The sequence below is a fragment of the Pandoraea sp. SD6-2 genome (assembly GCF_000389825.1).
Lineage (GTDB): Bacteria > Pseudomonadota > Gammaproteobacteria > Burkholderiales > Burkholderiaceae > Pandoraea > Pandoraea communis.
Window position 1 is genome coordinate 60,029 of record NZ_KB944428.1, and the last position, 12,695, is coordinate 72,723.

The 12,695-nt window shown below is 62.8% G+C and carries 12 protein-coding genes; 9 read left to right on the forward strand and 3 right to left on the reverse strand.

Features of this window, described 5'->3' with window-relative positions; all coding sequences use genetic code 11:
* Positions 1–40: 40 nt before the first annotated feature.
* The 3 genes from C266_RS26080 to C266_RS06410 all read left to right on the forward strand — a co-directional run bounded on the left by C266_RS26080 (position 41) and on the right by C266_RS06410 (position 3,600).
* Positions 41–937: a hypothetical protein gene (locus C266_RS26080; RefSeq protein WP_144265731.1), complete on the forward strand. Its 897-nt coding sequence runs from the start codon at positions 41–43 to the stop codon at positions 935–937.
* Between the two features lie 114 nt (positions 938–1,051).
* Complete coding sequence (locus tag C266_RS06405) at positions 1,052–1,255, forward strand: YdcH family protein (protein ID WP_010808837.1); 204 nt, start codon at positions 1,052–1,054, stop codon at positions 1,253–1,255.
* 119 nt (positions 1,256–1,374) lie between these two features.
* Positions 1,375–3,600 (forward strand): ATP-dependent DNA helicase, encoded by a 2,226-nt coding sequence (locus C266_RS06410; protein ID WP_036661872.1) that lies wholly within the window; start codon positions 1,375–1,377, stop codon positions 3,598–3,600.
* A 76-nt stretch (positions 3,601–3,676) separates the two neighbouring features.
* Here C266_RS06410 and C266_RS06415 read toward each other — a convergent pair whose 3' ends face one another.
* Both C266_RS06415 and C266_RS06420 read right to left on the reverse strand, forming a co-directional pair.
* On the reverse strand, positions 3,677–4,396 hold the full coding sequence (locus C266_RS06415) for a glutamine amidotransferase (protein ID WP_010808839.1): 720 nt from the start codon (positions 4,394–4,396) through the stop codon (positions 3,677–3,679).
* A 132-nt stretch (positions 4,397–4,528) separates the two neighbouring features.
* Positions 4,529–5,356, reverse strand: coding sequence for an outer membrane protein assembly factor BamD (locus C266_RS06420; RefSeq protein WP_010808840.1), 828 nt, complete (start codon positions 5,354–5,356; stop codon positions 4,529–4,531).
* 21 nt (positions 5,357–5,377) lie between these two features.
* Between C266_RS06420 and C266_RS06425 the strand changes: the two genes are divergently transcribed.
* Together C266_RS06425 and pgeF are read left to right on the forward strand one after the other, a co-directional pair.
* Positions 5,378–6,538, forward strand: coding sequence for an RluA family pseudouridine synthase (locus tag C266_RS06425; RefSeq protein ID WP_010808841.1), 1,161 nt, complete (start codon positions 5,378–5,380; stop codon positions 6,536–6,538).
* Positions 6,519–7,340: a peptidoglycan editing factor PgeF gene (gene pgeF, locus C266_RS06430; protein WP_036661810.1), complete on the forward strand. Its 822-nt coding sequence runs from the start codon at positions 6,519–6,521 to the stop codon at positions 7,338–7,340. Before C266_RS06425 ends, pgeF begins: the two co-directional genes overlap by 20 nt.
* Before the next feature lie 27 nt (positions 7,341–7,367).
* On the opposite strand, the gene C266_RS06435 is transcribed toward pgeF, so the two are convergent.
* A complete protein-coding gene (locus tag C266_RS06435; protein ID WP_010808843.1) occupies positions 7,368–7,607 on the reverse strand; it encodes a hypothetical protein in 240 nt (79 codons plus the stop codon).
* A gap of 284 nt (positions 7,608–7,891) precedes the next feature.
* Between C266_RS06435 and phaC the strand changes: the two genes are divergently transcribed.
* The 4 genes from phaC (at position 7,892) to phaR (ending at position 12,566) form a co-directional block, all read left to right on the forward strand.
* The gene (gene phaC / locus C266_RS06440; protein WP_370855823.1) at positions 7,892–9,652 is read left to right on the forward strand and encodes a class I poly(R)-hydroxyalkanoic acid synthase; all 1,761 of its coding nucleotides are present in this window, start codon (positions 7,892–7,894) and stop codon (positions 9,650–9,652) included.
* Between the two features lie 60 nt (positions 9,653–9,712).
* Complete coding sequence (locus C266_RS06445) at positions 9,713–10,894, forward strand: acetyl-CoA C-acetyltransferase (protein ID WP_010808845.1); 1,182 nt, start codon at positions 9,713–9,715, stop codon at positions 10,892–10,894.
* A gap of 182 nt (positions 10,895–11,076) precedes the next feature.
* The gene (locus C266_RS06450) at positions 11,077–11,817 is read left to right on the forward strand and encodes a 3-ketoacyl-ACP reductase (RefSeq protein WP_010808846.1); all 741 of its coding nucleotides are present in this window, start codon (positions 11,077–11,079) and stop codon (positions 11,815–11,817) included.
* A gap of 161 nt (positions 11,818–11,978) precedes the next feature.
* A complete protein-coding gene (gene phaR, locus C266_RS06455; RefSeq protein WP_010808847.1) occupies positions 11,979–12,566 on the forward strand; it encodes a polyhydroxyalkanoate synthesis repressor PhaR in 588 nt (195 codons plus the stop codon).
* The last annotated feature ends 129 nt before the right edge of the window (positions 12,567–12,695 follow it).

Here is a 12,695-nt window from a genome sequence, read left to right on the forward strand (position 1 = left end):
GCAGGCAATGCTAAAATTTGGCATCACTCTGCTCAACTTCATGATTTCCTTCGAAAAATTGTTTTCGTGCCTGTATTCACGCCATCACGTGCGTGTGTCGCTGAGCGCGGTTGGGGCGTTCGGCGTCATGACGGCGGCGGCCGTTCTGCCCGGCGCGTCGTTCGCACAGGGGCTCTCGGCTGCCGAGGCCGCCGGCCGTACGACCGAACAGCTCCGGGTGCCGCATGTCCCGTTCGATGCCACGGCCGATCGCACGCCGTCGCCGGCCAGCAAAGCCAGTGCCGCCGCAGCCGCCGAGGACGATCGACCCGTTGCCTACGACGACCAGCTCGATCTGCATCCTGCCGATGACGACTTCGCCGGTCGCCATGCCCTGCTCGATCGTCAGCGCGCCTGGATCGACTATCGCTTCGAGCAAGCGAAGTATGACTGTGCATCGAAGTTCTTTGTGAACTACTGCATCGATAACGCTCGCGACAAGCAGCGCGAAGCGTTGAAGGCCGTGCGCAGCCAGCGGCTGGTGCTCGAAGATCAGGAGCGCCGTGCGCGTGCGCAGGAGCGCGACGAGCGTCTGGCGGAAAAACACGCTCAGACGGCGGCTGAAGCGCCGCAGCGCGCCGCAGAGCGTGCAAAGAACGTCTCGGATTACGAGACCAAGCAGGCCGAGTATCAACAGCGCGTGACCGAGCGAACGGGGCAGGCCCCGCAGCGTGCGGCTAACGCTGAACAGTACAATGCCAAGCAAGCCGGACAGCAACAAAAGCTCGATGAGGCGAAGGCAACGGCGGCGCAAAAGGCGGCTGAGCGCGAAGAGAACGTGCGCAAGTACAACCAGAAGCAGCAGGACGCCATCGAGCGCCAGAAGAAGTCCGACGAGCGCCGCAAGGAATCGCAATCGGGCGACTCGCCGGCGAAAAAGACGTTGCAGGGACAATGAACGATGGCCAGGCCGGCGGCGCTGTGCGCTGTGCGGCCTGCGATAGCAGCGTTTGTGTCCTTCACCCCTTCCGCAGGAACCGGAACATTTGAGAGTTGCAGGAGAGTTGCCACGATGCAGCATGATCTTCACTCCATTGGGCGTCGCATCATCGAGTTGCAGATAGAGCACCGGGATCTGGATTTTCTGATCGACAAATTGCTGACGGAGCCCGCGTACGACGAACTTCAGGTCACCCGGCTCAAGAAGCGCCGTCTGAAAATCAAGGACACGATTACCCTGCTGCAAGTGCAGCAAATGCCGGACCAGCCCGCCTGAGCGGGTGCCCCGCGCGACGTTCGCGACATTCACCCGGACGTTCACGCAGTTTCTTTCCATTGCCGGCGTCGTGAATCCTGTTGGTGGGATCTGCGGCGCCCTTGAGTTTTCTTGCCGTTTTGACCGATTCCGCCGCCGCATCCAGCGATTCTCCCGATATTTCCCCAAGCCCCGACGCGCCCACTTTCCACGGACTCAAGCCGCTTGCCGCAAAACGCGAGCGCGAGTTGCAGGAAATCTTCGGCGACGGCGGGATGCTCGCTCGCGCGATCGACGGCTATCGCTCGCGCGAGCCGCAGACCGAGATGGCGCGCGCCGTGGCCGCGGCCATGGACACGCACGACACGCTGATCGCCGAGGCGGGAACGGGCACAGGCAAGACCTACGCCTATCTCGTGCCCGCCATGTTGTGGGGCGGCAAGACGATCATCTCGACCGGCACCAAGCATTTGCAGGATCAGATCTTCGCGCGCGACATTCCCACCGTGCGCAAGGCGCTCGCCGTGCCGGTGACGGTGGCCATGCTCAAGGGGCGTGCGAACTACCTCTGCCATTACTATCTGGAGCGCACCCAGCAGGAAGGGCGCTTTGCTTCGCGCCACGAAGCGGCGCAGTTGCGTGAAATCGTGACTTTTGCGCAAGTCACGCACAGCGGTGACAAGGCGGAGTTGGCGTCCGTGCCCGAGAACGCGCCGATCTGGGCGCAAGTCACGTCCACCCGCGATAACTGCCTCGGTCAGGAGTGTCCGCGTTACAAAGATTGCTTCGTGATGCAGGCGCGCAAGGAAGCGCAGCAGGCAGACCTCGTTGTGGTCAATCATCACCTTTTCTTTGCGGACGTGATGCTGCGCGACACCGGCATGGCCGAACTGCTGCCGAGCGCGAACACGGTGATCTTCGACGAAGCGCACCAGTTGCCCGAGACGGCCACGCTCTTTTTCGGCGAGACCGTGTCGACGGGGCAGATGCTCGAACTAGCGCGCGATTGCGTGGCGGAAGGGCTGATTCATGCGCGCGATGCGGCCGATTGGGTCAAGCTCGGTGCGAATCTCGAGCGGGCGGCGCGCGACGTGCGTCTGACGTTCGGGCAAGACAATACGCGCATGTCGGTGGCGCAATTGGCGGACGATCACGAGTTGTTCGGCGCGCTCGACGGTGTGGATGTAGCGTTACTGGACATAATCGAGACGCTCCAACATCAGTCCGAGCGGGCCGAGGCGCTGGCGACGTGCTTGCGTCGTGCCCTGGAGTTGCATCAGCAGCTAGAGCGTTGGCAGACGGGGGCGACGCCGCCTGTACCCGGCGAGCAGCCGTTGCCGTTGCTGGACCCGGACGCGCCGCGCGTCACCGACAGCAAGCGCGAGAAGGCCGCCCGCGCCCGCGAGGCGGAAGCTGCGCGGCTTGCCGTCGAAGCCAAGGCGGCGCAGGACAACGCGACAGGCGAAGGCAGGGCGGAAAAGACATACACGCCGCCGGAGACCGTGCGCTGGATTGAAGTGTTTTCGCAGGCGGTGCAGTTGCATCAGACCCCGCTGTCGATTGCGCCGATCTTCGCAAAACAACGGGCCGGTGCGCCAAGAGCCTGGATCTTCACGTCGGCCACGTTGTCGGTGAAGGGCAACTTCATGCACTACGCGGCGCAATTGGGCCTCGATGCCGGCAAGTCGCTCTCGCTCGCCAGCCCCTTCGATTATCCGAACCAGAGTTTGCTGTACGTGCCGCGCGGATTGCCGCAGCCATCCTCGCCGGGATTCACCGACGCTGTGCTCGACGCGGCTTTGCCTGTGCTGGAAGTGAGCGGCGGGCGGGCCTTTGTCCTGTGTACGACATTGCGCGCGGTGAACCGGGCGGCTGAGCGTCTGCGCGAGGAGTTCGACCGCCGTGGCTGGCCTTATCCGCTGCTTGTACAGGGCGAGGCGAGCCGCACCGAGTTGCTCGACCGATTCCGTGCGCTTGGCAATGCCGTGCTCATCGGCAGCCAGAGTTTCTGGGAAGGGGTGGACGTGCGCGGCGAGGCGTTGTCGCTCGTCATCATCGACAAATTGCCGTTCGCGCCGCCGGACGATCCGGTGTTGGCCGCGCGGCTCGATGCGCTCACGAAGAAGGGGCTCAGCCCGTTCGCTGTGCACCAGTTGCCGCAGGCGGTCATTACGCTCAAACAGGGGGCCGGGCGCTTGATCCGCTCGGAGGGGGATCGCGGCGTGCTGATGATCTGCGATCCGCGTCTGGTCGACAAGCCTTATGGGCGACGGATCTGGCAGAGCCTGCCGCCGTTCAAGCGCACCCGTGAACTGCCTATCGTGCGCGGTTTCTTCGATGAGATCGCCGCCGACGCGGACAGTTGATTCGCTGACGTTCAGAGAGAGCGGCCAGACGGAGGCGTCTGGCCCTCACGACCGTGCGAAGTACTACGGTCCCGCGTCAGGCCGGCATCGCATCCAGCCAGCGCCCAATGACCGCCGGGGCCACGTCGGACAATCGAGCGTGGTGCTCGCGTGCCTGAGCGCGCAACGCGACCGGATCGATCTTCGCGGCACCCAATTCGCAAGCGTGCCCCACCAACCAGGCTTCGATGCGCGCGGCGTCGGCTTCCAGATGGAATTGCAATCCCAAGGCATGCGTGCCTGAAGCGAAAGCCTGATTCTCCCCAATCGCAGTGCGCGCCAGATGCTCGGCACCGGCCGGGATGTCGAACTGATCGCCGTGCCAATGAAGCACGCTGGCATCGCCCAGTGCCGCCAACGGGGACGTCTGCCCGGCATCGGTAAGCGTCAATGGGGCATAACCGATCTCTTTCACGCCGAGCGGATATACCTTCGCGCCCATCGCGCGTGCCATCAGTTGCGCGCCGAGACAGATGCCGAGGATCGGTGTACCGGCATCCAGGCGCGCTTTCACCAACGCCAGTTCCTCTGCGACAAACGGGTGTATCGCTTCATCGAAGGCACCGATCGGTCCGCCCAGCACGACGACCAGATCGGGCGCGAGAACATCGATCGAACGCAGATCGGCAAGCGGTGCGTCCACGTAGGCAATGGTGTAGCCTCGTTCGGTGAAGTACGGTGCGAGCGTGCCGAGATCTTCGAAATGCACGTGACGCAGGGCGAGCAATGTCTTGCGGGAGGCGGGGGAAGCCGTCACGAAACCATCTCCAGGTAGGAAGCCTTCACATGCATGTCATGACGGCTTCGGTAGCAGTGGAACACTGAGCGGAAACAAAAAGCCCTCGCGAGCGAGGGCTTTCCGGCGAGGCAATCGGACAAGGGCAGCGGTTTAACGCCAGATCTGCCACCAGGACTTCTTGTCGCTGCCGTCGCCGTCGATGCGACGGCCCACGGTCAGATAGCCGCTTTTCGGATAGGTCTTTTCCATCACGCGGCGGGCATCGTCACGCAGTTCGGTCATGCCGAGTTTGTCGTAAGACTTGATCATGATGCCCAGTGCATCTTCCAGCGCGGGCGCCTGATCGTAGTCCTGCAACGCGGTCTGTGCGCGGTTGACGGCAGCGAGGTAGGCGCCACGACGATAGTAGTACTCGGCGGCGTGCACTTCATGAGCGGCCATGGCGTTCACAGCATAGCGCATGCGCAGGGCGGCGTCGTTCGCGTACTTGCTGCTCGGGTAGTGCTCAACCAGATACTTGAAGCTGTCGTACGCCGCGCGCAGTGCCTTCGGATCGCGTTCGCTGAGATCCTGGCCCGAGAAACGGCCTAACAGACCCAGATCGTCGTTGAAGTTGATCAGGCCCTTGAGGTAATAGGCGTAATCGATCGACGGGCTGTCCGGATGCAACCGGATGAAGCGGTCGACGGCGGCGAGGGCCTGCGCCGGCTCGTTGTCCTTGTAATAGGCGTAAGCCGTATTGATCTGCGCTTGCTGCGCGTGCGGGCCGAACGGGTCGCGCCCTTCAAGCAACTCGTAATACTTGGCGGCCTTGGTGTAGTCGCCGCTATCAAAGCTGTCCTTGGCTTCCGAGTATAATTTGTTCGTCGACCAGCCGGCCGTTTCGTCGACTTTCTCCGGCAGAATGCCGCAGGCGGCCACGCTGCCGACCACGAAGGCGGCCAGCGTCAGATGTTTGACAAGTTTCAGGGCTTGCATGCTCGTTAGCTTCACTTCTCGATGACCCGTTCAATTCTGCCGGATTATAGCGTAACCGCCTCATTCGCCACGGAAAATGCGGAGGATTCGTCTGACGACGACCTCGACTTGCTTCCGGAGGCGCTCCCGAGTCCTCCCCATGGCCCGCTTTCCGGGGCTTCGCCGGCCGGCTCCGCATTGTCGGACGGGGTTGGCGTCAATGTGCCGCTCAGCGCCACGCTTCCCGACGCACTGGCTGGAGAGCGCCTGGACAAAGCGCTCGCGCAGTGTTTTCCTGAATATTCCCGTAGTCGTTTGCAGGCGTGGGTCGAAGACGGCCGCGTTACGCTTGACGGCGAGACGGCAAAAGTTCGCCAGAAAGTGGCGGGCGGCGAGGCTGTCCTCATCACCCCGGCTGCATTGCCCGAACAACTCGCCTTCGCGCCGGAGCCCGTGCCGCTCGACGCCATTTATGAGGACGCGACGCTTGCCGTGTTCAATAAGCCTGCAGGTCTGGTCGTGCATCCGGCGGCAGGCAACTGGTCCGGGACATTGCTCAACGGCCTGCTGCATCGCTATGGTCAGGCGGCTGCCGATTTGCCGCGCGCGGGCATCGTTCATCGGCTGGACAAGGAGACGTCGGGCCTGATGGTCGTAGCACGCACGCTGATCGCGCAGACCGATCTGGTTCGCCAGTTGCAGGCGCGTACGGTCAAGCGGCACTACGCCGCGCTGGTGTGGGGGCGCCCGCCGCAGCGCACCGTCGTGGATGCTCCCATCGGCCGCGACCCGCGCGAGCGCACCCGCATGGCCGTGGTGCCGGGGCAAGGCGGTAAACCGGCGCGTACGCGTGTTGTGACCGTCGCCAGCGCAGAATGGGACGGTTCCCCGGTGTCTTTGGTCCTTTGTTCACTGGATACGGGGCGTACGCATCAGATTCGCGTCCACCTCTCGCATCTGGGGCATTCTTTACTGGGCGACCCGCTATACAAACCCCGTCACAAGCGCCCGGCATTGCCGGGCAATTTCGCACGTCAGGCGTTGCACGCCTGGCGATTGGGGTTGATCCATCCCGACGGCGGCCGTCCCATGCACTGGCAAGCCCCGCTGCCTGACGACATGCGCGATCTCATGGCCGCGATCGGACTCGAATTCGATTTCTCAATGCTTCCCGACTCGCTCGATGACTTCTTCCCTGCCTGAGCAAGACTCGATGCCCACGGACTGGATCGTCCCCGACTGGCCCGCCCCGGAGAACGTTCGCGCTGTGTTTACGACACGTGCAGGTGGCGTGAGCCAAGGGCCGCAAGCCACGTTCAATCTCGGTTACAAGGCAGACGACGATCCTGTCGCAGTACACACTAATCGTGCGTTGCTCGCGGCCCGCACGGGCGTGCCGTCGGCGTGGGTGGCGCAGGTTCACGGTCCCCGCGTGGTCGATGCACAAGCGGCCCTCGAAGCATCGGATGCCGGCGATCCGCTGCAGGCCGACGCCAGCGTCACGAACGCGGCAGCGCTGGCGAGCACAGTCATGGTGGCGGATTGCCTGCCGGTGTTGCTATGCGACGCGCAGGGGCGTGCGGTAGGCGCTGCACATGCCGGTTGGCGCGGGCTTTGTGCGGGGGTGATCGAGCAGACCGTGCAGGCGTTGCGTGCCCGTTTGCCGCAAGGCGGGGCCGATGCGCAGGTCATGGCATGGCTCGGTCCTTGCATCGGCCCGCAGGCGTTCGAGGTCGGTCCGGAAGTGCGCGAGGCGTTTCTCGCTGCGGCGACGCCGGACGAAAGAGACGCGACGGAAGCCGCATTCATTGCGCGTGGGGCGGCCGGCATGGGAAAGTCGCTGGCGGATTTGTGTGCGCTTGCTCGTTTGCGGCTTGCCCGCGAAGGTGTGACAAGCGTGTCAGGCGGGCAGTGGTGCACGGTCGGCGATCCGGCGCGTTTCTATTCGTACCGGCGTGATCGAACGACGGGGCGCATGGCTGCGCTGATCTGGCGCACTGCATGACACTGTTCATGCAGGCTTGAGCGAGACTCACTCAACGCGGTCGTGTGTGTGGGTGGGCTCGCGATCTGAAGAGAATGTCGTTTGCGCGGTTGCGTCATCGGGTCGCATCTTGCGGGTGCGTCGTGCACGGCTTCCTGCGATGTACAACCCTAGCAACACCGGGCCGAGCCCGCCGGCCAGAAAGATGATGAGTCCCACCCAGGCGGAGGGTGTCGTGATGGCAACCATCGCGATAACGTAGAGCCAGCCGAGAATGACGATAAACATCGGGACAAACGCGCATTCAAAAAAAGGTGGGGCGACGGGACAATGCGCTCTGGACGTTCGCCGCAAGCATTGACACACCTGCGCGCGCACGCAAGAATGCTTCACAGGCGGGGCGCATCGCTTATAAAGCGAAGCACGCTGCCGCGTTTCGGGCGCCGGCCCGTGAACGCAACGGACGTGACACTCAGGCTATCATGAATCGCGCCAGTGCCAACTTCGATCCGGCCTCGTTTGCCGCCTCGTTTGCTCAGCAGTTTCCCTCCGCTTCGCTCTCCGCTCAGGACATGTCGCAGTGGTTCAAGGCCGCGCAACAACTGTTCGGGGCTTTGCCGGGAGCTGCCGGCCCGTCGTTCTCTGCTGCCAATGGGGCAGCGAGTGCCGCGAATCCGTTCGCGGGACTCTTCGAGCTTTTCAACAAGGCGGGCAGCTTTCCGCCACCGACGTCGCTGCACGTCGATCCGACACGTCTGAACGCACTTCAGACGGAATACGCGCGTGAATTTTCCGAACTTGTCGCCAGCTTCAATCAACCCGGTCTGGACACGGCGCCTGCATTAGGCGACCGGCGTTTTGCGGGGGACGGCTGGCGTAATCCGCTTTACGCGTTGCCCGCGGCGCTCTATCTGCTCAACGGGCGCTTCCTGATGCGCATGGCCGATCTGGTCGACGCGGATGCCAAGACGCGTGAACGGATTCGTTTCGCGGTCGAGCAATGGGTGGCGGCCAGTTCGCCGGCCAACTTCATTGCGACCAATCCGGATGCGCAGCAGCGCCTCGTGCAAACGCACGGCGACAGTCTGCTGAGCGGCATGCAGCACATGCTTGTCGACATGGGCAAAGGCAAAGTGTCGCAGACCGACGAGGCCGCATTCGAAGTCGGCCGCAACGTGGCGACGACCGAAGGCGCCGTGGTCTTCGAGAACGACCTGATCCAGCTCATTCAGTACAAGCCGCTGACGCCGACGGTGCACCAACGCCCGTTGCTCGTCGTGCCGCCGTGTATCAACAAGTACTACATCCTCGATCTGCAACCCGAGAACTCGCTGATCCGCTATGCGGTGGAGCAGGGGCATACGGTGTTCGTCGTGTCCTGGCGTAATCCCGACGCGTCGCTCTCGCACAAAACGTGGGACGACTACGTGGGTGAAGGGCCGATCGCAGCGATCAACGTCGTTCGCGAAATCGGCGGACAGCCGCAGATCAACGCGCTCGGTTTCTGCGTCGGCGGGACATTGCTCGCCGCCGCGCTCGCCGTGTTGGCGGCGAAGGGACAAAAGGGCGGCAAGTCACCGGTGGCGAGTGTGACCTTGCTGACGACACTGCTCGATTTTTCCGATACCGGCGTGCTGGATGTCTTCGTCGACGAGCCGCATGTGCAGTTCCGCGAGCAGACGATCGGGGGCGGGCTGGGTCAACCGCCGGGCCTCATGCGCGGCGTGGAATTGGCGAATACGTTCTCGTTCCTGCGTCCGAACGATCTGGTCTGGAATTATGTGGTCGACAGCTATCTGAAGGGCAATGCGCCCCAGCCGTTCGATCTGCTGTACTGGAACGGCGATGGCACCAACCTGCCGGGGCCGATGTTCTGCTGGTATCTGCGTCATCTATATTTGCAGAACGAACTGAAGCGGCCTGGCGTGGTGCAGACGTGCGGCGTGCCTGTGGATCTGGGGACGATCGATGCCCCGGCCTACGTGTTCGGCTCGCGCGAAGATCACATCGTGCCGTGGACCTCCGCGTTCCGGTCGTTGCCGCTGCTGGGGGGGGAACGCCGCTTCGTGCTGGGCGCGTCGGGTCACATTGCCGGCGTGGTCAACCCGCCGGCGAAGAAGAAGCGCAGCTACTGGCGCAACGACGATGTCGGTGTCGACTCAAGCGACTGGCTCGCCGGCGCGACGGAGCACCCCGGCAGTTGGTGGAGCGACTGGAGCGAGTGGCTGGCGGGCTACGCAGGAAAACGCGTCAAACCGCCAAAAGCGTATGGTAATGTTGCTTATGCACCCATCGAACCGGCGCCTGGCCGCTACGTCAAAACCAAGGCGTGAGCGAGTGGCAATTCAAGGGAATCCCCCTGGTTCGACTCATTTGAAAGCGAGGAAAGAGACATGACGGATATCGTGATTGTGTCGGCTGCGCGCACCGCAGTCGGTAAATTTGGGGGCTCGATTGCCAAGGTGGCAGCGCCGGATCTGGGGGCCATCGTGATCGATGAGGTTCTCAAGCGCGCGAAGCTCAAGGGCGAGGACATCAGCGAAGTCATCATGGGCCAGGTGCTGACCGCAGGGTCGGGGCAGAACGTGGCGCGTCAGGCATCGATCAAGGCGGGGTTGCCCGCGATGGTGCCGGCCATGACCATCAACAAGGTGTGCGGATCGGGTCTGAAGGCCGTGATGCTCGCCGCCAACGCGATCGCAACGGGCGACGCCGACATCGTCGTGGCCGGTGGGCAGGAGAACATGAGCGCCGCACCGCACGTGCTGCCGGGCTCGCGCGACGGCTTCCGTATGGGCGACGCCAAGCTGATCGATACGATGATCGTCGACGGCCTGTGGGACGTGTACAACCAATACCATATGGGTATCACGGCCGAGAACGTCGCTAAGGAGTACGGCATTACCCGCGAAATGCAGGATGCCTTTGCTGCGGCGTCGCAAAACAAAGCGGAAGCGGCTCAGAAGGCCGGGCGTTTCGACGCCGAAATCGTGCCGGTCTCGATTCCGCAGCGCAAGGGCGATCCGGTCGTCTTCAAGACCGACGAATTCGTGCGCCATGGCGTGACGGCCGAGTCGCTTGCTGGCCTGAAGCCCGCGTTTGCGAAGGACGGCACGGTGACTGCGGCAAACGCCTCGGGCATCAATGACGGCGCCGCTGCTGTCGTGGTGATGTCGGCCAAGCGCGCCGAGCAGCTGGGGCTTACGCCGCTCGCACGCATCGTGGCTTATGCGAACGCGGGTGTCGATCCGTCGGTGATGGGCATCGGTCCGGTGCCGGCTTCGCAGCGTTGCCTTGCGCGTGCAGGCTGGAAGGCGAGCGATCTGGATCTGATGGAAATCAACGAAGCGTTCGCGGCGCAGGCACTGGCGGTGAACAAGCAGATGGGCTGGGACACCTCGAAGATCAACGTGAATGGTGGCGCGATTGCCATCGGTCACCCGATCGGGGCGTCGGGCTGCCGTATTCTCGTGACGCTGCTGCATGAAATGGCGCGTCGCGACGCCCATCGCGGCCTGGCCTCGCTGTGTATCGGCGGCGGCATGGGCGTGGCACTGGCCGTTGAGCGCGTCTGACGCGCGGCCGAATCGCAGCGCAAAAGAATCGAATCGGCATCGCCCGTGCGTGCAACGCGCACGGGTTCATGCCGGGGTAGTCAGGAGACGAAAGGGTCGCGCGGGAACGCGTGGCCTGCGCGTCGGTCAATCGGCAGTCGCAACGGGCGGCAGATATGCCGTTATTTAGGGGGAAGCGTTCCATGACTCAACGCATTGCATATGTGACAGGCGGGATGGGCGGTATTGGTACGTCCATTTGCCAGCGGCTGTACAAGGATGGCTTCCGGGTCGTGGCAGGGTGCGGTCCGAATTCGCCGCGCCGCGTGAAGTGGCTGGAAGATCAAAAGGCGTTGGGCTTCGATTTCATCGCGTCAGAAGGTAACGTCGGCGATTGGGAATCGACCAAGGCTGCGTTCGACAAGGTGAAAGCCGAAGTCGGCGAGGTCGACGTGCTGGTGAACAACGCCGGCATCACGCGCGATATCGTCTTCCGCAAGATGACGCGCGAGGATTGGGATGCGGTCATCGATACCAACCTGACGAGCCTGTTCAACGTCACCAAGCAGGTGATCGAAGGCATGTGCGAGCGCGGTTGGGGCCGCATCATCAACATTTCGTCGGTCAACGGACAAAAGGGGCAGTTCGGTCAGACGAACTACTCGACGGCCAAGGCCGGGATTCACGGCTTCACGATGGCGCTGGCGCAGGAAGTGGCGACCAAGGGCGTGACGGTCAATACCGTGTCGCCAGGCTACATCGGAACCGACATGGTGCGCTCGATTCGTCAGGACGTGCTCGACAAGATCATTGCGACGATCCCGGTCAGGCGCCTGGGCGAGCCGGGCGAGATCGGCTCCATCGTGGCGTGGCTGGCATCGGACGATTCGGGCTTCTCGACGGGCGCAGACTTCTCGCTGAACGGCGGCCTGCACATGGGTTGAGCGGTAATGGGGCGGGGGCCGGCGAGGGCCGAAGTGAGCCGCGCGCCCCATTGAGGGTTAGGGCTTTGCCGCATAGCAGCAAACGTCCTAGAATCGATAATATGTGACTAACCCCGACCGTCGGTCGGGGAAGTCCTTCATAAATGCAGGAAACCCACCGCATGACCGCGAGCAAGAAGACTGACGAGCGCCTGATCAAAAAGTATCCGAACCGGCGTCTGTACGATACCCAAACCAGTACGTACATCACCCTTGCCGATGTGAAGCAATTGGTGCTTGAGACCGAGGAGTTCAAGGTCGTCGACGCCAAGACGGGCGAGGACCTGACCCGCAGCATTCTGCTGCAGATCATTCTGGAAGAAGAGACCGGCGGCGTGCCGATGTTCTCGAGCGCCATGCTGTCCCAGATCATCCGCTTCTATGGCCATGCGCTGCAAGGGATGATGGGCACGTATCTCGAGAAGAACATCCAGACGTTCATCGAAATTCAGAACAAGCTGGCCGATCAGTCGAAGGGCATCTATGAAGGCGCCGCCTTCAACCCGGACGTCTGGGCGCAATTCATGAACATGCAGGCGCCGATGATGCAGGGCATGATGACCAACTACATCGAGCAGTCGAAGAACCTGTTCGTGCAGATGCAGGAGCAGATGCAGAGCCAGGCGAAGAACATGTTCAGCACGTTCCCGTTCCCTGGAACACCGGGTGCACCCGGCGCACCGGGCAAGGACCCGAACAAGAAGCCCTGAATGGTTTGGCGACGTTGCGATGTGGCACGGGGCGTACATCGCAACGAGAGTTGGATTGGACTGCGGGCGAACGAGGTGAAGATTACGCGGTTCTTCGCTTCTGGCTGAGTTGCAGCGGTTTCTGCGCTC

Excerpts from the sequence above, each read along its gene's own strand:
- C266_RS06425 (WP_010808841.1), top strand. The coding sequence starts at position 5,378 with ATGACCCGTTCAATTCTGCCGGATTATAGCGTAACCGCCTCATTCGCC.
- C266_RS06445 (WP_010808845.1), top strand. The coding sequence starts at position 9,713 with ATGACGGATATCGTGATTGTGTCGGCTGCGCGCACCGCAGTCGGTAAA.
- C266_RS06450 (WP_010808846.1), top strand. The coding sequence starts at position 11,077 with ATGACTCAACGCATTGCATATGTGACAGGCGGGATGGGCGGTATTGGT.
- phaR (WP_010808847.1), top strand. The coding sequence starts at position 11,979 with ATGACCGCGAGCAAGAAGACTGACGAGCGCCTGATCAAAAAGTATCCG.
- C266_RS26080 (WP_144265731.1), top strand. The coding sequence starts at position 41 with ATGATTTCCTTCGAAAAATTGTTTTCGTGCCTGTATTCACGCCATCAC.
- C266_RS06435 (WP_010808843.1), bottom strand. The coding sequence starts at position 7,607 with ATGTTTATCGTCATTCTCGGCTGGCTCTACGTTATCGCGATGGTTGCC.
- phaC (WP_370855823.1), top strand. The coding sequence starts at position 7,892 with ATGTCGCAGTGGTTCAAGGCCGCGCAACAACTGTTCGGGGCTTTGCCG.
- C266_RS06420 (WP_010808840.1), bottom strand. The coding sequence starts at position 5,356 with ATGCAAGCCCTGAAACTTGTCAAACATCTGACGCTGGCCGCCTTCGTG.
- pgeF (WP_036661810.1), top strand. The coding sequence starts at position 6,519 with ATGACTTCTTCCCTGCCTGAGCAAGACTCGATGCCCACGGACTGGATC.
- C266_RS06405 (WP_010808837.1), top strand. The coding sequence starts at position 1,052 with ATGCAGCATGATCTTCACTCCATTGGGCGTCGCATCATCGAGTTGCAG.